This window comes from Rhizobium sp. L43, from assembly GCF_002531725.1.
GTDB lineage: Bacteria > Pseudomonadota > Alphaproteobacteria > Rhizobiales > Rhizobiaceae > Rhizobium.
The window spans coordinates 186,932-206,835 of record NZ_NWSQ01000007.1 but is presented as its reverse complement, the minus strand read 5'-3'; the positions used below and the strand labels follow the sequence as shown (position 1 = coordinate 206,835).

General features: G+C 60.3%; 20 protein-coding genes. 8 read left to right on the top strand and 12 right to left on the bottom strand.

Annotated elements, in window-relative coordinates; all coding sequences use genetic code 11:
* The first annotated feature begins 7 nt into the window (after nucleotides 1–7).
* From CO667_RS11630 to CO667_RS11620, 3 genes are all read left to right on the top strand, one after another.
* Complete coding sequence (locus tag CO667_RS11630) at nucleotides 8–460, top strand: YetF domain-containing protein (protein ID WP_097618515.1); 453 nt, start codon at nucleotides 8–10, stop codon at nucleotides 458–460.
* Between the two features lie 96 nt (nucleotides 461–556).
* Nucleotides 557–835 carry a type II toxin-antitoxin system RelE/ParE family toxin gene (locus tag CO667_RS11625; RefSeq protein WP_097618514.1) on the top strand — a complete coding sequence of 93 codons (279 nt, stop codon included), beginning with the start codon at nucleotides 557–559 and terminating at the stop codon, nucleotides 833–835.
* 26 nt (nucleotides 836–861) lie between these two features.
* Entirely contained in the window at nucleotides 862–1,170 is a 309-nt protein-coding gene (locus CO667_RS11620) for a HigA family addiction module antitoxin (RefSeq protein WP_097618513.1), read from the top strand.
* Nucleotides 1,171–1,193: 23 nt separating this feature from the next.
* On the opposite strand, the gene CO667_RS11615 is transcribed toward CO667_RS11620, so the two are convergent.
* From CO667_RS11615 to CO667_RS11585, 7 genes are all read right to left on the bottom strand, one after another.
* A complete protein-coding gene (locus CO667_RS11615) occupies nucleotides 1,194–1,958 on the bottom strand; it encodes a FadR/GntR family transcriptional regulator (RefSeq protein WP_097618512.1) in 765 nt (254 codons plus the stop codon).
* A 24-nt stretch (nucleotides 1,959–1,982) separates the two neighbouring features.
* Nucleotides 1,983–3,044 carry a four-carbon acid sugar kinase family protein gene (locus CO667_RS11610; protein WP_097618511.1) on the bottom strand — a complete coding sequence of 354 codons (1,062 nt, stop codon included), beginning with the start codon at nucleotides 3,042–3,044 and terminating at the stop codon, nucleotides 1,983–1,985.
* Nucleotides 3,041–4,033, bottom strand: coding sequence for an oligopeptide/dipeptide ABC transporter ATP-binding protein (locus tag CO667_RS11605; protein WP_097618510.1), 993 nt, complete (start codon nucleotides 4,031–4,033; stop codon nucleotides 3,041–3,043). Before CO667_RS11605 ends, CO667_RS11610 begins: the two co-directional genes overlap by 4 nt.
* Nucleotides 4,033–5,040: an ABC transporter ATP-binding protein gene (locus CO667_RS11600; RefSeq protein ID WP_097618509.1), complete on the bottom strand. Its 1,008-nt coding sequence runs from the start codon at nucleotides 5,038–5,040 to the stop codon at nucleotides 4,033–4,035. The genes CO667_RS11605 and CO667_RS11600 overlap by 1 nt, the downstream gene beginning before the upstream one ends.
* Entirely contained in the window at nucleotides 5,037–5,996 is a 960-nt protein-coding gene (locus CO667_RS11595) for an ABC transporter permease (protein WP_097618508.1), read from the bottom strand. Before CO667_RS11595 ends, CO667_RS11600 begins: the two co-directional genes overlap by 4 nt.
* A 2-nt stretch (nucleotides 5,997–5,998) precedes the next feature.
* Nucleotides 5,999–6,955 (bottom strand): ABC transporter permease, encoded by a 957-nt coding sequence (locus tag CO667_RS11590; protein ID WP_003552254.1) that lies wholly within the window; start codon nucleotides 6,953–6,955, stop codon nucleotides 5,999–6,001.
* Between the two features lie 125 nt (nucleotides 6,956–7,080).
* Nucleotides 7,081–8,718 (bottom strand): ABC transporter substrate-binding protein, encoded by a 1,638-nt coding sequence (locus CO667_RS11585; RefSeq protein WP_097618507.1) that lies wholly within the window; start codon nucleotides 8,716–8,718, stop codon nucleotides 7,081–7,083.
* Nucleotides 8,719–9,039: 321 nt separating this feature from the next.
* Between CO667_RS11585 and CO667_RS11580 the strand changes: the two genes are divergently transcribed.
* The 4 genes from CO667_RS11580 to pdxA all read left to right on the top strand — a co-directional run bounded on the left by CO667_RS11580 (nucleotide 9,040) and on the right by pdxA (nucleotide 13,638).
* Nucleotides 9,040–9,945: a dihydrodipicolinate synthase family protein gene (locus CO667_RS11580; RefSeq protein WP_097618506.1), complete on the top strand. Its 906-nt coding sequence runs from the start codon at nucleotides 9,040–9,042 to the stop codon at nucleotides 9,943–9,945.
* Nucleotides 9,946–9,956: 11 nt separating this feature from the next.
* Nucleotides 9,957–11,141: an exo-alpha-sialidase gene (locus tag CO667_RS11575; RefSeq protein WP_097618505.1), complete on the top strand. Its 1,185-nt coding sequence runs from the start codon at nucleotides 9,957–9,959 to the stop codon at nucleotides 11,139–11,141.
* Nucleotides 11,142–11,487: 346 nt separating this feature from the next.
* Entirely contained in the window at nucleotides 11,488–12,621 is a 1,134-nt protein-coding gene (locus CO667_RS11570) for an iron-containing alcohol dehydrogenase (protein ID WP_097618504.1), read from the top strand.
* Nucleotides 12,622–12,651: 30 nt separating this feature from the next.
* Nucleotides 12,652–13,638 (top strand): 4-hydroxythreonine-4-phosphate dehydrogenase PdxA, encoded by a 987-nt coding sequence (gene pdxA / locus CO667_RS11565; RefSeq protein WP_097618503.1) that lies wholly within the window; start codon nucleotides 12,652–12,654, stop codon nucleotides 13,636–13,638.
* 3 nt (nucleotides 13,639–13,641) lie between these two features.
* Here pdxA and CO667_RS11560 read toward each other — a convergent pair whose 3' ends face one another.
* The 5 genes from CO667_RS11560 to CO667_RS11540 form a co-directional block, all read right to left on the bottom strand.
* Entirely contained in the window at nucleotides 13,642–14,733 is a 1,092-nt protein-coding gene (locus CO667_RS11560) for an acyltransferase (RefSeq protein ID WP_097618502.1), read from the bottom strand.
* Between the two features lie 135 nt (nucleotides 14,734–14,868).
* Nucleotides 14,869–16,395, bottom strand: a complete 1,527-nt coding sequence (locus CO667_RS11555; RefSeq protein WP_097618501.1) for a lipopolysaccharide biosynthesis protein — start codon at nucleotides 16,393–16,395, stop codon at nucleotides 14,869–14,871.
* 20 nt (nucleotides 16,396–16,415) lie between these two features.
* Nucleotides 16,416–17,501, bottom strand: a complete 1,086-nt coding sequence (locus CO667_RS11550; RefSeq protein WP_097618500.1) for a polysaccharide pyruvyl transferase family protein — start codon at nucleotides 17,499–17,501, stop codon at nucleotides 16,416–16,418.
* Between the two features lie 182 nt (nucleotides 17,502–17,683).
* On the bottom strand, nucleotides 17,684–18,166 hold the full coding sequence (locus CO667_RS11545; protein ID WP_097618499.1) for an RES family NAD+ phosphorylase: 483 nt from the start codon (nucleotides 18,164–18,166) through the stop codon (nucleotides 17,684–17,686).
* Nucleotides 18,163–18,594 (bottom strand): antitoxin Xre-like helix-turn-helix domain-containing protein, encoded by a 432-nt coding sequence (locus tag CO667_RS11540; RefSeq protein WP_097618568.1) that lies wholly within the window; start codon nucleotides 18,592–18,594, stop codon nucleotides 18,163–18,165. Before CO667_RS11540 ends, CO667_RS11545 begins: the two co-directional genes overlap by 4 nt.
* Before the next feature lie 259 nt (nucleotides 18,595–18,853).
* Between CO667_RS11540 and CO667_RS11535 the strand changes: the two genes are divergently transcribed.
* The gene (locus tag CO667_RS11535; protein WP_097618498.1) at nucleotides 18,854–19,864 is read left to right on the top strand and encodes a sugar ABC transporter substrate-binding protein; all 1,011 of its coding nucleotides are present in this window, start codon (nucleotides 18,854–18,856) and stop codon (nucleotides 19,862–19,864) included.
* Nucleotides 19,865–19,904 lie beyond the last annotated feature (40 nt).

The following is a 19,904-nucleotide window of genomic DNA, read 5'->3' as shown; positions in this document are numbered from 1 at the left end:
CAGCACGGTGGATGCGGTATTACGCGGACTGGCAATTTATTTCACGCTGCTCGTGATCATCCGCTTGTCGGGAAGACGGACACTGGCCCAGATGACGCCGTTCGATCTGGTCATCGTGCTGGTGATCTCCGAAACCACGCAGCAGGCGATGCTGGGCGATGACTTCTCGATCACCAACGCCGTCATCTTGATCCTGACGCTGTTTACGACCGACATCGGCCTGTCCTATGTCAAGAGGTGGTGGCCTCGCGCAGCGCATATCATCGAGGGCGTTCCGACCGTTCTCGTGACGGATGGCGTCTACGACGAACGCGCGCTCAAAGGCGCCCGCCTGCAGAAGGAAGATGTCATGCAGGCGGCGCGAAGCCAGGAAGGCGTCGAGAGCGTGACGGAGATAAAATTTGCGATCCTCGAAGTGAGCGGCAATATCAGCATCATCAAGAAGCAGAAATCCGTCTGACAATCGATCTCTGGCATCAAAAGGTCGACGTGATCTTATCATTTTGCTTGTAAGTTAAATATTGACATCTGTCAGCTAAAAGTTTACACGTCGATCATGATCAAGTCGTTCAGAAACAAAGCTCTGGCAGATCTTTTTGAGACAGGCAAAACTGCAAAGATCGATGCCAAGCTGCAAATGCGCATTCTGATCCGGCTCGACCGCCTGGAACAGGCCGAAAAGCCTGATGACATGAACCTCCCGGGGTTCGACTTCCATGCCCTGAAGGGTCATCATCCCACCCGGTACACCGTTCACGTCAACGGCCCCTGGTGCATTACATTCGAGTTCGACGGCAACGATGCCGCCCGCGTCGATTTCGAGCAATATCACTGAGGCGGCTCGGACTGGGGAATGACTTAATGCGCGTATATGAAACGACGAGGCAGACGATGCGCTGCCCTTCCCACCCTGGGGCGCTGCTCGAGGACATCATCCCCGCAACGGGAAAAACCAAGGTGGAGATTGCCAACCTGCTCGGAATCTCGCGTCAGCAACTCTACGATATCCTGAACGAGAAGAAGCCGGTGTCGCCCAATGTCGCTGCTCGGCTTGGGAAATTGTTCGGTGATGGCCCCGCAATATGGCTACGAATGCAGGCTGCCTATGATGCTTGGCACGCCGAACGGGAGGTGGACGTCTCCGGCATCCCGACGATCCGGGCAGCTTGAGTGAAGCTGTCGGCCCGCGCGCTTCAGAAGGACAGGTCGAGCGCCCTGCCCTCGAACAGACGGTCGCGGGAACCTTCGAGATGCGCCTTCATCAGTCTTTGCGCATCGTCAGGCCGGCCATCGGCGATCGCCTTGTAGATGGCGTTATGCTCTTCATAGACCTGTTCCAGCCCCTGGCGGGGACCAAGCAGGGACAGGCCGTGGAGATGCATGCCGACGGCGATATGGGCTTTCAGCGCATCGATCGAGGCCGTGTAATAATGATTGTTGGCAGCCTCCGTCACCGCGCGGTGGAAGATGAAATCGGCATCGGTGCGATGAAGCTGATGGCTGGTCGCCTCGCGCAGATCGGCAAGCGCGCTGGCAATCTTCTGGATCGCCTGCTCATTGCGGCGTTTGGCGGCGAAATAGGCGGCGGCCGGCTCGATCGTCAGGCGGAATTCGTAGCAGCGCTGAATGTCGGCGATCGTCTTGACCGGCGAATAGGCGAGCTGCGTCGTCGGCGACCCATGCGCGCTGACGAAGGTGCCGGCGCCCTGCCGGGCATAGACCATGCCCTGATCGCGCAGGCGGGCCAGCGCATCGCGGACGATCGGCCTCGACACACCCAGCATAGAGGCAAGTTCATGTTCGCCGGGAAGACGGGAATCCGGCGGATAGTTTCCGCCGCGGATACGCTCAAGCAGTTGGTCGAAGACGCGATCGACCAGTTTGACGGCCTTGCCGCGTTCGGGCTTGCCCGGCGGGCCGGCTTCCGCGTTCAAAGATTCGCCATTCACTTCAACCACGTCATTCTCCCCGACGGTATCTTACTATGCCGCCCGATTCCAAAGAACCAGTCTTATCAAACTATCGGGAGTGCCGAAGCCCCCCGACTTGACGGCGCACCGAAAATGCCGCCCGTCCGCTGCCGTGACATCGAACCACGGCACGCCGGCTTCGACTTCGCCCTGCGGCGCCAGCACTCTGACCCCGAGCGCCTGGAAAACGGCAAGCGCGGTATCACCGCCGCCGACCATCAGCATATCAGGCTTGGTATCATCGATCACCGTTCTGACGCCGGCCGCAAAGCGGCGGGCGACAAGTGTTGCATCGGCTGCCATATCGCCGGTGCAGCGCAGCAGCGCCGGCAGCGCTCCGCCCTCCCCGCCTTCGACCTGCCCCATCGGCGCGTCCACTACCATACGCAAGGCGCCCGAGGCTTCGAGCCGGTTCATCTGGGCTGTCGTAATTGGATCGCGCGAGCCAAAGGCAAACAGCGTGCGCTGGGTCGCCGCAAATTCCGTCACCGGCCGCCCCGCTTCGCCGAGCCCACGGGCGAGCGCCGCGCCGAGGCCGCGCGCACCGACCGCAAGCGTCTTCAGCCAGTCATGACCTTCGACGATCCGGTCGAGATCGGTATCGTCCTCGGCATCGGCAACGACAACATTGTCTGCGCTGCCCTCGAACAGCTTGGCGATCGGCAGCGGCTTGTTGACGCCACGGCCGACGACACAGCCTCGGTAGGTCAGGCGCTCCTGATCGGGAATGGCAGGCGCCACAAGGATATTCTTCAGGCCGAGCGCATCTGCGAGCGCCAGGCTTTCCGCCGCGACATTGCCCTTCAGGCGGGAGTCGATCTTCTTCATCACGACTGCGGGCTTCACGCCGCAAAGCGCCTCGGTCGCCAAGCGCACCCTTTCGGCAGCTTCGCGCTCGCCAAGCGCGCGTGAGGCGGTATTGATAACGACAACGTCACAGCCGGTGGCGATCGCATGCTCTGCGGCCTCGACATCGACGGCGACCGCAACCGAAAGGCCGGCTTCGACGAAGGGCGTGCCGGTATCGAGCGCGCCTGTCAGATCATCGGCAATGATGGCGGCCTTCAACGTCATGCGGTCTGTCCGGTGTTGACGGCATGACAGGCGACGAGATGGCCGGGCTTAGCCTCCTGCCACGCAGGGATAACCTTGCTGCAGACATCCATGGCAATCGGGCAGCGCGTGTGGAAACGGCAGCCGGTCGGCGGGTTCAGCGGGCTCGGCACATCACCCTGCAGGATCTGGCGCTGACGGGTGCGCTCGTGCCCCGGATCGGTCTCCGGAACGGCCGACAGCAGCGCCCTGGTATAGGGATGCAGCGGATTGTCGAAGAGTTCCTCGCGGGTGGCAAGTTCGGCGAGCCGCCCGAGATACATGACACCGACACGGGTGCTGATATGGCGCACGACCGCCAGATCATGGGCGATAAAGAGATAGGTCAGCCCGTATTTTTCCTGCAGGTCGAGCAGCAAGTTGATGATTTGCGCCTGGATCGACACGTCGAGCGCCGAGATCGCCTCGTCGCAGACGATGAATTTCGGTTGGCAGGCAAGCGCGCGGGCGATGACGACACGCTGGCGCTGGCCGCCGGAAAGCTCGTGCGGGTAACGCTGGGCAAACCGGGTCGGCAGGCCGACATCGGTGAGCAGCGTCGCCACCCTCTCCTTCAGTTCGGCCTTGGTGCAGAGCTTGTGGAAGAGGATCGGCTCGCCGATCGCCTCGCCCACCGTCATGCGCGGATTGAGTGTCGAATACGGGTCCTGGAAGACGATCTGCAGGTCGCGGCGGAAGGGCCGCATCTGTTTTTCATCGAGCGTCGCCAGATCCTGGCCCTTGTAGACGACCTTGCCGCTGGTCGCCTTGTAGAGATTGAGGATGGTGAAACCGGTCGTCGACTTGCCGCAGCCGGATTCGCCGACGAGGCTCAGCGTCTCGCCTTCCATGATATCGAGATTGACATTGTCGAGCGCATAGACCGTCGCCGAGCGTTCGCCGAAGGCGCCGAGCTTGACGTGGAAATGCTTGACCAGGTTTTCGACCTTGAGCAGCGGTTCGGCAGCCATCATGCGGCCTCCTGCATTCTCTGGACGACGAAACAGGCGGCGCGATGATTGCTGCTGCCGCTCAACGGTTCGAGCTGCGGCACCTTCTCTTGACAGATCGCCTCTGCAAGCGGACAGCGCGGCGCAAACGGGCAGCCCTTCGGCCGGCGGCCAGGCTCCGGTGGCGTGCCGCCGATCGAGCTCAGCCGGCTTGCCGGCGGGTCCGAGAGTTTCGGGATCGACGACAGCAGGCCGCGCGTATAGGGATGGCTCGGGCGGGCATAGAGTTCATCAACAGGCGCGTCCTCGACCACCGTGCCGGCATAGAGCACGGCGACGCGATCGACCAGGCCGGCGATCAGCGCCAGATCATGGGTGATCCAGACGACGGACATGCCGAGCTTGGTCCTGAGGTCCTTCACCAGATCGACGATCTGGGCCTGGATGGTGACGTCGAGCGCGGTCGTCGGCTCGTCGGCAATCAGGAGCTTCGGATTGCAGGCAAGGCCGATCGCGATCATCACCCGCTGGCGCATGCCGCCGGAAAGCTCATGCGGATAGGCCTGCAGCCGTTCTTCCGGGCCGGGGATGCCGACCAGGCGCAGAAGCTCGACGGCGCGCGTGCGGGCTTCGGCCTTTTTCATGCCGCGGTGATAGATCAGCGGCTCGCAGATCTGGTCGCCGACGCGCATGACGGGATTGAGCGAGGTCATCGGATCCTGAAAGACGAAGCCGATATCGCCGCCGCGCACCTTGCGCAGCTCGCGATTGGACATCGTCTGCAGGTCGCGGCCGTCGAAGGTCGCCGATCCCCTGGTAACCTTGATCTTGTTCGGTAGCAACCGCATCAGGCTCAGCATGGTCAGGCTCTTGCCGCAGCCGGATTCTCCGACGACGCCGAGAGTCTCGCCCTTGTCGACATGGAGATCGATGCCGTCGACAACGACGGCCGGACCATTGCGGCCATCGATCTCGACAGTGAGGCCCCTGACATCGAGCAGGCGGTCGGTGCTTATGGTGTCCATCATTTGCTGCCCCGCGGATTGAGCGCGTCGTTGAGGCCGTCGCCGAGGAAGCTGAAGGCAACCGAGGCAAGGCCGAGCACGGCCGCCGGAGCGGCGAGAAGATGCGGATAATGCTGCCAGACGCGGAGGCCGTCCGAGATCATATTGCCCCAACTCGGCGTCGGCGGATTGACACCGACGCCGAGGAAGCTGAAGGCGCTTTCAAGCACCATCGCCGTGCCTAGACCGGCGCTGACGGAGACGATCAGGGGTCCCAGCGCATTCGGCACGACATAACGCTTGATGATGATCCAGTTCGAAAGGCCAAGCGCCTGGGCCGCGGTGATATAGGGCCGGCTGCGGATCGACAGCACCTGGGCGCGCACGAGACGGGCATAGGGCGGCCAGGAGATCAGCGCCATCGACCCGAAGACGAGGATGAAATCCACCCATATCGTCTGGCGGTAGAAGGGATTGAGCGTCTCGAGGTAGCGCGCCTCCATCCATTTGCTGATCGGCGATTTCAGCGAGGCGTTGATGACGACGACCAGCAGCAGGTTGGGAACTGACATCGTCACATCGGTCAGCCACATGATGGCGCGGTCGAAGGGATTGCCGAAGAAACCGGCCACCGCACCCAGCGTGAGGCCGATCACCACCGCGAACAAGGTGACGATGACGGCAACGAGGAAGGCAGTCCGCGTGCCGAAGACCACGCGGCTGAAGACGTCGCGGCCGAGATCGTCGGTGCCGAAGAGGTGGCTCATCGACGGCAGCGCGTTGCGGGCGTTGAGGTCCTGGCTCAGATAGTCATAGGGCGTGAGATAAGGCCCGAAGATCGCCGTGAAGGCGAGGATCAGCACAACGCAGAGCCCGAAGACGGCGAGCTTGTTGCGCTTCAGCCGATACCAGGCGTCGCGCCAGAGGCTGACCGGCGGTTCCTCGGCGGTTTCAGCGGTGGAAAGAGGGATTGCGGACATGGTCAGCGGCTCCTTCTTGAATCATTGGCGCGCGGGTCGAGCAGCGGATAGAGCACGTCGACCAGCAGGTTCGACACCATCACCAGGAACGATCCGATCAGCGTGATCGCCAGAATGACCGGATAATCGGAATTGATCAGCGCCTGCACCGTCAGCCGGCCGAGGCCCGGCAGGCCGAAAACGAGTTCGACGAAGATCGCGCCGTTGACGATGGTAATCATGATCAGGCCGAGCTGTGTGACGACGGGCGTCAGCACCGGCCGCAGGATATGGCGCAACGCCACGATGATTTCGGGCACGCCCTTGGCGCGGGCAGTCCGGACGAAATCCTCCGACAGGACCTCGATGACGGCGGCACGCGTCTGACGCACGATCAGCGCGATCGGCTGGAAGGAAAGGACGAGCAGTGGCAGCAGGATCCTGACATCGAGGATGCCGCCCCAGCCATAGGGCACGCTCGCACCCGGCAGCAGCACGATGAGGCCGACCATCAGCAGCGGGCCGGCGACATAGGCCGGGATCGCCCAGAGGAAGAGCGCCGAGCCCAGAATGGCATAGTCGATGCGCGAATTCTGGTTCAGCGCGGCGATCATGCCGAGCGGGATCGCGACGACAGCCGTCAGAATGATGGAACAGAGGGCAAGCTGGAAGGAGACGGGTGCGGCGGCCGAGACCATGGCCCAGACGGAGCGGCCCGAAGTCAGCGAATTGCCGAACTGGCCGTGCAGCAGGTTCCAGATGTAAAGGCCGAACTGGACGATGAAGGGCTTGTTGAGGCCGGCACTTTCGCGAATGGCTTCGATGCGCTGCGGATTATAGGCGACATCACCAGGCGCGCGCAGGAAGATCAGCTTGATCGGATCGCCGGCGCCATAGAAGGCCAGCGCGTAAACGGCCAGCATCACGACCAGAACGGACGGAATCCAGATGGCAAACCGGGTTAGCACGTAGCGCAGCAAGGCTACCTCCCGCCTGTTGTTCGATGCGTTCCCGCTTTTGGCTGCGATCGCATCTCTTCTTCTTGACACGTGCGCGAAGGCCTTGCGGCCTTCGCGCGTTTATTGCCAGGAACGCTCATTCCCAATCAACCGATGGAAATGTTCCAGGGTTCGACGACCTGCCAGTCGAGATTCTTCTCCAGGCCCTTGACCTCCTTGGTGGCCCAGCGCGACATCGCCTGAGAATACCACGGGATGAAAGCCCAATCGTCGCGGAACGCCTTCTGGGCTTGCTGGGCGAGAGCGATGCGCTGCGGATCATCCGCAGCCTTGGTTGTCGCTTCGGCCAAGGCGCTGTCGACCTTGTCGTTCTTGTATCCGCCAAGCTTGTTCTGGGCGTTCGACGAAGTCGAGGCGATGGAGCCGGCGAGATAAGAGACGGCATCGGGAACACGGGTGCCGACATCGTCGCGGAAGATCTGGACCGAGTTCTGATCCGGACCGGCATAGGAATCCTGCTGCGGCTTCATGTCGACGGCGGTGATGCCGAGATTCTGGCGCCACTGCTCGGCGATGAACTGGGCGGCAGCCTGAATGGCCGGCCCCGAGATGCCGACGAACAGGATCTTCGGCAGCCGCTCCGGACCGCCATAGGTCGATTCCGCAAGCAGCTTCTTTGCGCCTGCGGGATCATAGGGATAGGGCTCGAAGCCGGAATTATCAGCACCCGGAACCGAGTTGAGGATCTGATCGGCCTTCTTGTGCGGCCCGTCGGGATAGGACGCCTTGAACAGGCCATCGCGATCGACCGCCATGATCAGCGCCTGGCGGACCTTCGGATCGTCCATCGGCGCACGGGAGATGTTGAACCAGAAATGCTGGCTTGTGGGTATCAGCGGGCCGGCCGAGAATTCCGGGCCGAGATCCTGGATGATGGTCGAGGTGATGAGTTCGGTATGGGCGTTGAACTCTCCCGACTTGATCAGCGACGTCGCGCTGACATTGTCCTCGATCGAGGTGATGTCGATGCGGGCAAGCTTCGGCTTCGGCCCGAAGAAATTCTCGTTCGGCTCGAAGGAGAGCTTGCCGGCGTCGATATCGATGCTCGTCAGCTTGAAGGGGCCGGAGAAGACCGGCTTACTATCGGGCTTGTACCAGTCGATGATCTCCTCGCCGTCGCTGCCGCGCGACTGCGACGCCTTGGTGATCGGCGCGATATGGTTTGCCAGCCGCATGAAGAAGATCGGATCGGCGGCAGCCAGCGTCACCACCACAGTCCCCTCGTCGGGGGTTGCGACACCGGTCAGCTCGTTGCCGGAGCCGGCGGCGATTTCGGCATAACCCTTGACCTTGCTCAGCACCTGGTCGGCGCGCTGGCTCTTGGTGTTCGGCATCGAGGCGACTTCCCACGATCCCTTGACATCGGCCGAGGTGATCTTGCTGCCGTCGGAGAAGACGGCCTTAGGATCGATCTTGAAGGTCCAGACGGTGTTGTCGGCCGATTCCCAGCTGGTGAAGACGTAAGGCTTGATATTGCCTTGGCTATCGAAATACATCGGCGCCGCCCACCAGATCGAATTCCAGCGGAACGTCCTGCCGCCGCCGCGCAGCGGCGACCAGTCCTGGTCGAAGGCCGGATGCGCGACCTTGAGCACCTGCCCTTCATCGGCCAGCACGATGCGGGCATTCATCCCGAACACGGTCAGGCCGACGCCGGCCGCAAGACCGAGCTTCAGCGCGTTGCGGCGCGATAGATTGGTTTTATCCGATTGATCAAAAGACATGGCATTCCCTCCCACGGTGAATTCGGCAGCGCTCTCCCTGCACCTTCCAGGCGCAGCACAATCCGTCCCGTATCGTTCTCTCGTTATTGTAAATATGTCAACAAAAAATCGCTATTTTCATCCGAACAAAATTTCAACGTAAAAATAAATAAATAATAACAATCAGATAAGTTTTCGTCTCTTCGCTTCCGCATTTTGTCTTCTTGACAAAAGCGCTGCAATGGAAAAGTTCTTTGCACTCCATCACAACAGACGAATGACATTTCCATGCGCCATCGGGCGGTTCATCGCCCCCAGACAGGACGCGCCGAGGAGGGCGGAATGAGCCATCACAGGATCACAGGCGTTTTCAGCGCATCGGCAACGCCGCTGACGGCAGACAATACACCTGATCTCGCCCTTTTCACCGATCATTGCCGGCAGTTGCTCGCCGAGGGATGCCATGGCGTGGCGCTGCTCGGCACGACGGGCGAGGCCAATTCCTTTTCCGGCACCGAGCGCCGCACGATTCTGGAAGCGGCGCTGAAGGCCGGCATTCCCGCCGACAGGCTTTTGCCGGGCACCGGCGTCGTCGCCATTCCCGAAACGGTGGAACTGACCCGGCACGCGCTGTCGCTCGGCGTCACCAAGGTGGTGATGCTGCCGCCCTTCTACTACAAGGGCGTTTCCGACGACGGTCTTTTCGCCGCCTATTCGCAGGTACTGGAAAAGGTCGCCGATACCCGCCTGCAAGTGATCCTCTATCATATTCCGCAGGTCTCGGGCGTGCCGCTCTCCATTCCGCTGATCGGACGGCTGATTGCCGCCTTCCCGGAAACGGTCGTCGGCATCAAGGAATCTGCCGGCGATTTCAACAACATGCAGGCGATCATCGCCGCCTATCCCGGTTTCTCGGTGCTGGCGGGCGCCGATCCGCTGCTGTTGCCGCTCTTGAAGGCCGGCGGCGCCGGCTGCATCACCGCCACCTCCAATCTGGTGGCGAATTCGCTGCGCACCGTCTACGACCATGTCCATGACGAGGCGCGCGCTGGCGATGTCGAGGCGGCGCAGGCACGCATCAACGCCTATCGCACGCTGTCCAATTCCTACGTCCAGATCCCGACCATCAAGGCGATGGTGGGGCTGAAGACCGGCAATTCTGCCTGGAAGCGCACACGTGCGCCGCTGATGCCGCTCGGCGATGCCGATTATGCCGCGCTCGCCGAAAGCTACGCCAAACTGCCTTGAGGAGATCCGTCATGCGTTTTACCGGCCTGCCCCCGGAAGCCGTTCCGGCCCTGATGACCGGGGCCACCGCCCCTCACCCCACGATCGAGGGTCGTACGGAAGCCTATCTGCCCTCCCCCTGCATCCAGAACCATGCCGCCAATCTTGCCTTTCTGTCCGACGGCACGCTGACCTGCGTCTGGTTCGGCGGCACGATGGAGGGCATGGGCGACATCTCGATTTACATGTCGCGGCTGGCGCCCGGCTCCGAGCGCTGGTCCGAACCGGAAAAGATGAGCGACGATCCGCAGAAATCCGAGCAGAATCCTTTGATTTTCAATGCCCCTGACGGAAAGATCTGGCTGCTCTATACCTCTCAAACCTCGGGCAATCAGGACGGCTCCATTGTCAAATGCCGGATTTCAAATGATGGCGGCCGGAGCTTCGGCTCTGTCCGGATCCTCTGCGACAGCCCCGGCACCTTCGTTCGCCAGCAGATCGTCGTCAACGGCAGGGGCGACTGGCTGCTTCCGATCTTCCGCTGTGTCGGCCTGAACGGCCAGCGCTGGAGCGGCGATGCCGACACGGCTGCCGTGCTGATATCACGTGATGGCGGTGCGAGCTGGCAGATGCACGATATTCCGGACAGCATCGGCGCCGTGCACATGAACATCCTGCCGCTCGGCGGCGACGAGATGATCGCCTTCTACCGCAACCGTTTCGCCGAAAATATCCTGTCCAGCCGATCATCCGATGGCGGCGAGACCTGGAGCGTGCCCGCGCCCACCGACCTGCCGAACAACAACTCATCGATCCAGGCCACCATCCTCAATGATGGAGCGATCGCAATGGTTTACAACCATTCGAATGCCGGCATGTCGGATGCGCGGCGCCAGTCGCTCTATGACGAAATCGAGGGCAGCGAGGCGGGAGAGACCGCCATTGTCGCCGATAACGGCCGCAAGGCGGTCTGGGGTGTTCCGCGTGCGCCGCTGAGCCTGGCGATATCGAGGGATGGCGGCAAGAGCTTTCCGCACCGCGTCGATCTCGATACCGGCGACGGCTTCTGCCTCAGCAACAATTCGAAGGATTCGCTGAACCGCGAATTCTCCTATCCCTCGGCGATCCAGGGCAGCGACGGCACGCTCCATATCGCCTACACCTACTACCGGCGCGCCATCAAATATATCGGCCTCGCCCCGCAATCGCTGCCGTGAGCAAAACGACAGCCGGAAAATTGTAAACCTGCATCCGATCGGCTGCGAAAGGATGCGGGATACAACGGCTGCCGGGCGGCAGCAGGATGGCAGTTGACAACAGGTTCGGATGCGTCGCCGTCATCGGAGTGGCGGCTTGCCCGTTGCGCTGAAATGCAGCCGTCATCGATGACAAATTCCATAAGCTACTGATATTTTTATGGATATTCACGCAGCAACCTGCCTTGAAGCGTGGCCTGACCACATACCGGCCGATAAAAATCTCCGCCCTTTGGAATGCCGGCTTGACATTGATCTTACAACTTTACATTAAAGAGAGCGACGATATTGCAGGGAGGACTGGTTCATGGCCAGCTTGGGTTCGCCAATCACGATAATTCGGCCGCATCTGATCGAATTCGGCGTCGGCACGGCGGGAAAGCTCGGCAAATGGGCTGATGAAAAGGGCTATCGGCGCACACTTGTCATCTCCGATGCCTTCAACGCCTCGCGCATCGACGTGCTGGAACTGAAAGGCGAGGTCACTGTTTTTTCCGAGGTGACGCCTGAACCGGATACCGCCAATCTCGAAAAAGTCCTGGCAGCGGCAAACGCCGCCGATGCCGAGCTGATCGTCGGCTTCGGCGGCGGCAGCGCCATGGATCTGGCAAAGCTGGCCGCCGTGCTTGCCGGCTCCGCGCAGACGCTGCACGAGGTCGTCGGCCCGAACAAGGTGCATGGGCCACGCAAGGTGGCGCTGGCCCAGGTGCCGACCACATCGGGCACCGGCAGCGAGGCCGGCATCCGCGCGCTCGTCACCGATCCCGCCACGAAGGCAAAACTTGCGGTGGAAAGCCTGCATATGCTCGCCGATATCGCCGTCATCGATCCGGCCCTGACCTTCAGCGTGCCGGCCCGCACGACGGCGGCAACCGGCGTCGACGCGATGGCCCATTGCGTCGAGGCCTTCACCAACCGCAAGGCCCATCCGATGGTCGACATCTATGCGATCGAGGGAACGCGCCTCGTCGGCAAATATCTCGCCCGCGCCGTCAAGGACGGCAACGATGCCGAGGCGCGCGCCGGCCTGTCGCTCGCCTCGCTGTACGGCGGCTTCTGCCTCGGCCCGGTCAATACCGCCGGCGGCCATGCGCTCGCCTATCCCCTCGGCACGCGCTGGCATGTGGCCCATGGCGCGGCCAATGCGCTGATCTTCCCGCATGTGCTTGCCTTCAACACACCGGCCGCCCCGGAAAAGACGAAGGCGGTGATGGAAGCGCTCGGTTATGAGACCTCGGAAAACACAGCATCGGTCTTCGATGCGGCTTACGCTTTCTGCGCCGAACTCGGCATCGAGATGAAGCTGTCCGGCCTTGGTGTGCCGGAAAGCGATCTCGACGCCATGGCCGACGACGCCTTTGCTATCCGCCGTCTGCTCGACAACAATCCGCGGGACCTCTCACGCGCCGACATTCGCTCGATTTATGCAGCCGCCTTTTAGGCGACACGATTTTCAGAAGGGACCTTGATGATGGACAGGAATGCGAAAGTCGCCGTGACGCTCGGTGATCCCGCCGGCGTCGGCCCCGAAGTGATCGTCAAGGCCTTGGCGGCCCTTCCAAGGGAAGAGCGCCGCGATTTCGTCATCGTCGGCAATGTCGAAGCGCTGGAACGCGCCGACCGCGTCACCGGCGCCGGGCTGCGGTTCGGCCCCGCCGATGCCGCCGGCGACGACAGGATCGCCGTCGATGAAGTCGCGCTCGGCGCGGCCCTGCCCAAGATCGGCAAGGTCAGCCCCGTCGCCGGCGATGCCTCGGTGCGCTATATCACCCGCGCCGTCGATCTCGCCATGTCTCATGAAGCCGATGTCATCGTCACCGCGCCGATCAACAAGGAAGCGATGAACCTCGCCGGCCATCACCATGACGGCCACACCGGGCTGCTCGCCCATCTCACCGGCTCGAAGAGTTCTTTCATGCTGCTCGCCTCCGAGCGGCTGAACACCATCCACGTCTCCACCCATATTTCGCTGAGGGGCGCGATCGAGCGCGCCAAGACCGAGCGGGTGCTGGCCACCATCGAAGCCGGCCACAGGCACTTCCTGCGCCTCGGCAAGACCGCGCGCATCGCCGTCGCCGGCCTCAATCCGCATTGCGGCGAAAACGGCCTGTTCGGCACCGAAGACATGGAATTCCTGGCGCCCGCCGTCGAGCAGGCGCAGGCAAAAGGCATCGACGTCGTCGGGCCGATCTCGGCCGATACGGTGTTTGCCCGCGCCTATAACGGCGCCTTCGATCTCGTCATCGCCCAATATCACGACCAGGGCCATATCCCGATCAAGCTCGTCGCCTTCGAGACCGCGGTCAACGTCTCGCTCGGTCTGCCGATCGACCGCGTCTCGGTCGATCACGGCACCGCCTTCGACATCGCCGGCACCGGCAAGGCCAACCACGTCAACATGCTGTCGGCCATCGCCTATGCCCGTCTGATGGCCCGCTCGCCACGGCAGAGGGTGTGACGGTTATCGAGCTGGCCGAGTCTGCATGGCCATGGTTCTGTCTAGGAGACGAGCCGTTACATAAGCGAAACATACGACGGCACTCAGAAGCACGAAGAAGGCGAGAGGGCCGTTCAATCCAATCCACCCGGCGACCGGCTTGAAAACACCGATCACACCTCGGTGCAGGATGTAGACAGGGTAGGAGATATATCCGACCCACGTTGCCAGCGTCTCTGCCTTTGCTGGCATCTCCAGAAAGAGGCCCAGCATCACGATGAGCGGCGCCAGGGCCATCGCGAACATCAAATCATAGTACGGCCGCAGCAGGAGAGGAACCGGCGCGGCAATACAAATCATCAGCAGAAGGCACGGCACGATGGCCACCCAACCCTTCCTCCAGGCGGGCATGCCACCGAACAGACGGCTGATCACGACCCCTGCCGTGAATGAAAACATCACCCTTGGGAGACCACCCACCGCTGAAGGCCACTCCCAGCCGATATTCAACATACCGTAGTGAAGGCCCACAAAAACCAAAAGCGCAGCCGAAACCAACGCAACGCCGCAAAGGGCGCGGACGGAGAGCCGGAAAAGCCATAGCGCGAAGACAATATTCACCAACAATTCCCAGAACATCGACCATGCCGGGCCATTGATTGGAAACATCCCCTGCATCGGCTTCGTCTGCAGGAAATACATCGGGCTGGGCAGAAAAACCCCGTTGGCCACGGTCGACACCAGCAAGTCAACGACACTTTGATCTCTGAGACCCCAGCCTGTTAACAGTATGATCTGGACGAGACCGACCAAAATTCCGATCAAATAGAGCGGATAAAGGCGCTTGATTCGAGCCGTCATAAACCCCTGGAATGGCAGACCACGCGAAAGCCGCTTTCCATAAATCTCCGCGATAATGAACCCGCTGAGAACGAAGAAAAAGTCGACTGCCAGATAGGCCGATGGAGCATATCGTTCCTGGAAATGGGTAGCGACGACACAGATAGCGGCAAACCCACGCATCGCATCCAGAGAATAGTAACGGCTGCGGTCGGGAATCGAGACGCCAGCGTCGTCAATCGTCGATGGCGAATAACCGCGGTCCAGACTGGTCATCTGATGGATTATCCTCTTTCGCTTGCGTCTGAGTGGCGTTCAGACGCGGTGGGGAAAGTGACGTCGTGCCGACTTACTGCTTTAAGTATCAATCGGCTCCTCCGCAACGCAGGTTGCTGCGGAGGAGCACCGATATCACGATTGTCGTGTCACAGGTTCGACAGGCGCGTCCCTATTGGTTTTGCGCTGCCGTACCTGCTTTATGCTGCCGATCAAGACATTGAGACGCGACCTGCACAGAACAAAGATCAGGCAGCAATATGCAATTCCGCCTGCAACGATTTCCACAGCCAAACGTGGATAAGGCGACCAATGAATGAGCGTTTCATGCAGGAGAAAAACCACCGCAACCATTCCTGCACAAGCCAGGCTGGGCCGAAGAAACTGCCTGAGATAGGCTCCGACACTCAGCTCTATATGCTGCGAAACCTTCCAGCTGGTGATTGGCCAAAACAACAAAACTTCGATCATTATGGCGAAAACAATCGTCGTGACGCCATAAGGATAGAGAATTGCGATCGTCAGGAGTGTGAGGAGGTTTCGTGCCAGCTGGTAGTAAAACCACCAATCCATCTCTCCTTGGCTCTTGATCAAGGATGCCTGCACGTAGCCGATCCCGGCCATCAACCCGATAACGCAGTAGAACCGGACCGGCCAGACGGCCTCGATCCAGTGCGCACCGAAAATTGTCGCGATCGCATCATCGGCAACTGCGGCAAGGCCAATGAATACGGGGTAGGAAACCAGAGCGCATCCAAACGTTGCCATGAGAAATGCTTCTCGAACTTTCTTCGGATCGGTCCGCAACGACGACAGCAAGACGTGGGTGACAGATGTTAAGCCCCCGGCGATGACGTTGTTGATCATATCAAACAAACGCTTCGAGAAATTATAAATGCCGAGCGCCGACGGGCTTAAGAGCACACCGATGATCAAGTTGTCCAAGCTCATCGTCTGCAAAAACCGAGTGCCGGATGCAAAAAAGCCGTAGTGCAGGAGGTCGTTCAGGCTTTGTCTCTTCAAGTGAAGTCCGGGCGACCACCCTGCACCCCAGAAAGCAGCGCCGCATGATGCCGCCGTGGCCGCGATCTGTGCAATCGCGAGCGCCCACAAGCCGAAACCCGCGAGAACCAAAACAAGGCAAATGCAAGCAGACGTGACGGTCGCTATAACTGTGCGGACGGCCACCAGATGGAATGACATCTTCCTGTTGACGATCGCGTTCGGAACGATGGCGGTGAAGTCGAAGAACACCTTCAGTCCCATGATGTAGATAAGGGAGGTGACTTCCTTGTGTCCCACATATGCCGCGATTGGCGAAGCGGCGATACACAAGACTCCGTAGACCAAAAATGAGAAAGCAAGCGACAGCAGGAATATCGTATCCAGATGGCTTCGCCTTATTTCGGATCGTTGTATGATTGCTTCCCCAAATGCAGTCGGTCCAAAACTGCCCGCAAACGACACGATGCTGAATGACAGCGCGACGAGACCGAAATCCTGAGGCTGGAGGACTCGAGACGTCACCACGAAAACTGCGAAAGTGAGGACCGTCGGAATAAGCGTACTCATCGCCGACCAGAAGGCGCCGGTTACAGCAGCCGCGGATCGGTTCTTGTTGACATGGCTGAATAGAATATCATCGTCTCGTGCAACCGACAAAACTGAGCTCCTACTGGGAATCAAACTATCGAGGGATGAGGTACGAGATCTCTGGCAGGTAGGCTGTGGCTTAGATCCATGGGTATACTTGACCTGTACCAAGTTCCGTTCATCTCATACGGAAGGCGGGACATTGCCGCTAAAAGCTCACTGGAATTTGTCGCTTTCTCCACCAGAGGGGTGTCGCCAGCCCAGCTACTGATGACGTCGTGCAGCTTACTTCCGCTTCTCGCAACCGCGACATGTGGCTTGTTGAGCAAAAGACAGAGAATATGACCATGCAGACGGTTGGTGATGATCCGCTGCGCGCCGGACAGCATCTTCACGCCGTAGTCGACATATCGGGCAGCGACATCCTCGTGATGTTGGGCCACCATCTCGGCGCGGCTGAAGCCACACCGCATGGCTGCCTTAACAACACTCGACTTGCGCATGCGCGACAAACTGTCCGGACCGTTAATCCAATTGGTAAGGGGGCCGTCAACAATCGCTCGCGCTTCGGCGATATCGACGTCGTCCTCTCCAAAAGGCTGCATGACGTATAAGACCCTGAGAGGGTCGGCTTCGAATGGTTTAGGCAGCTCAATGCCGAATGCCGTGTCCGGGCCGGCCTCGATATCGCAATCGAAGTTGGCTTTTGCCAGCTCGAAACTCTGCTCATCGCGCGTCATAAAGAAAAATTTGCGATGCCTTCCAATCGTACGCTTCGCGTACTCCTTCAGTGACTCGTTCGCGAAATCGATGGTTTGAGGCATCTGAACGATGGTTCGATCCGGATATCTGCAAGCCAGACGATAGCGAATATCATCCCTGCCGATCCGGCCATCTCCGAAGTCTGACCACCCGCAAATGAATATTGGAGCGTCGCCAGGAGTGGATTTTACTTCGTCAATACTTTTGGGAGAGCCGCCGGCAAGCACCGGCAGGCGCCCTGTTATACCGTACAATACATTAACCAACCCCAACCAACTTGCGTGGTGACCGGGATCTTTAGTGGATGGAAAATCCATTATAATGTATGGCTGCCCTCTACTAACAAATTTCCTTACCGATCTAATCAACTTTTCTTGCTGTCGCCGTATTACAACTTCGCCCAGATGATACATATATTCTACTTGCATTTTCAAAATTAGATTAGCAATTACATGTCCAAGTTTTAGAAGTCAATTGGACTGCCGTGCGTCATAGCTACGCACCAAATTTACCCTAGTTTTTAAGGTAAATGATGATGACGAGGTTCGGACCTCGCCGACCTCCGGGCGATTGCAGCACTGGGAGGGAGCGGTCGTTAGACGCCGAACAGACGGCGATCCCAGAAGACGGGTTGGTGAAGGCTGACCGCGATCGAGGGGAATTCCGGGTGGGCCGGGTTGATCAATATGTTGTTGTCGACGCGGGCGACGACGCTTGGGACCAGCAGGATGGCGCTGCGCTTCTCCTGGCACCAGCGTTCGCCGAAGGCCTTGCTGACAACAGCCGGCATGCTGTCCCAGCCGGGCAGCGCGGGCTCGGAGAACACCTCGTAACTTAGCCCACGCGGTATGGTGATGGTGACATAGTGCTGGTTGGGCGGCAGCCGCCCGCTGCCATGGACGAGCTTTTCGAGCAGCGCCGTCGAATAGTGCTCGCTCGTATAGATGATCGGGCTGCCCGATGTGTTCCACCGTCCCGGCGCGATGGTCGAGCCGGTGGCGTCGAAGATCGGATAGGTCCCGGCGGGATCACCGATGCGGACGGATGTCAGCGTCCGGTCGAGATGCTGTGCGCTCAAGTAGCACTGCCATATTTCAGGCTTCCGAGGATATCGAGCACCAGCTCGCCGCCGATCTCGCTCTGAATGACCACATCGATCGGCCGCCTGTCCTCCAGCATCGCATGCGGGCGAAACAGGAAATCGCGTGCCTCGGCCTCGCTCTGCCAGACATCGAGCGCCAGACCCCAGACGCGTGCAAGACGGGCGAGCTTTATGCCCTCGTCGGAGGAGAGCCGATGCTTGGACTTACGCCGCTCATAGGTGGCCTTCGGTACGAGGCGGTATTTGAACTGGGCGTCGCTTGGCGCCAGCAGCAGCGCCATGCGGTCAAGCGCCTTGACCGGCAGGCCTTCCTCGATGCTGGAGAGCAGGCCGAAGGCCGAGCGCGACGCCGGCTCCCTGGCGGGCAGGCCGAGAACATCGGCGACGGCAGCAAATCCCATCATGGTCATGGATCCTTTTCACTTGAGGTTATATTTAGCCTCAAGTGAGCCGATGTTCAATAGTGCCTTGCGGTTATCGTCGGTAGCAGCGATTGCCCCGCACGCCGTCCCACCAGCGGATCGATCGCGGGAAACCGCAGCCAGGGATGCGCTTTCGCTCCCTCCACTCTTTTCTCCGGAGATCGTTCTTTTGGAAATTCGTTCCTCCCCATCCGCATTAATCCATTTAATCTATAGACTTAATTAATTGGAGAGAATGGCAATGAGTACTGAAAAATCCGGAAGCGGTCTCGGAAGACGAGACCTGTTGAAACTGTCCGCAGCGGCCGGGGTTGCCGTCGCCGGTGCTTCGCTCATCGGGCAGAAGCCGGTTTTTGCAGCCGAAGAGCTGTCGCTGAAAGGCAAGCGCATCGCCATCAGCGCCACCGGCACCGATCACTTCTTCGACCTGCAGGCCTATAATGCCCAGATCGAAGAGGTAAAGCGCCTCGGCGGCGAGCCGATCGCCGTCGATGCCGGCCGCAATGACGGCAAGCTGGTGTCGCAGCTGCAGACGCTGATCGCCCAGAAGCCGGATGCGATCGTGCAGATCCTCGGCACGCTCAGCGTCATCGATCCCTGGCTGAAGAAGGCGCGCGATGCCGGGATCCCGGTTCTGACCGTCGACGTCGGCTCGACCAATTCGATCAACAACACCACGTCCGACAATTGGGGCATCGGCAAGGATCTGGCGCTGCAGCTCGTCTCCGATATCGGCGGCGAAGGCAATATCGTCGTCTTCAACGGCTTCTACGGTGTGACCCCCTGCGCGATCCGCTACGATCAGCTGGTCAATGTCGTCAAATATTTCCCGAAGGTGAAGATCCTCCAGCCGGAACTGCGCGACGTCATCCCGAATACCGTCCAGGACGCCTTCACGCAGATCACGGCAATCCTCAACAAATATCCGGAAAAGGGTTCGATCAAGGCGATCTGGTCGGCCTGGGACATTCCGCAGCTTGGCGCGACCCAGGCACTGACGGCTGCCGGCCGCACCGAGATCCGCACCTACGGCGTCGACGGCAGCCCTGAGGTGCTGCAGCTGATCGCCGATCCGAATTCGCCGGCCGGCGCCGATGTCGCCCAGCAGCCGGCGGAAATCGGCCGCACCGCCATCCGCAACGTCGCCAAGCTGCTCGCCGGCCAGACGCTGCCGCGCGAGACCTATGTTTCAGCCCTGCTCGCCAACAAGACCAATGTCGGCGAAGTCACCAAGAAACTCGGCATCGGCTGACAAGGCTCCCGAGCGATCCGGCCATGACCGGGTCGCTCGG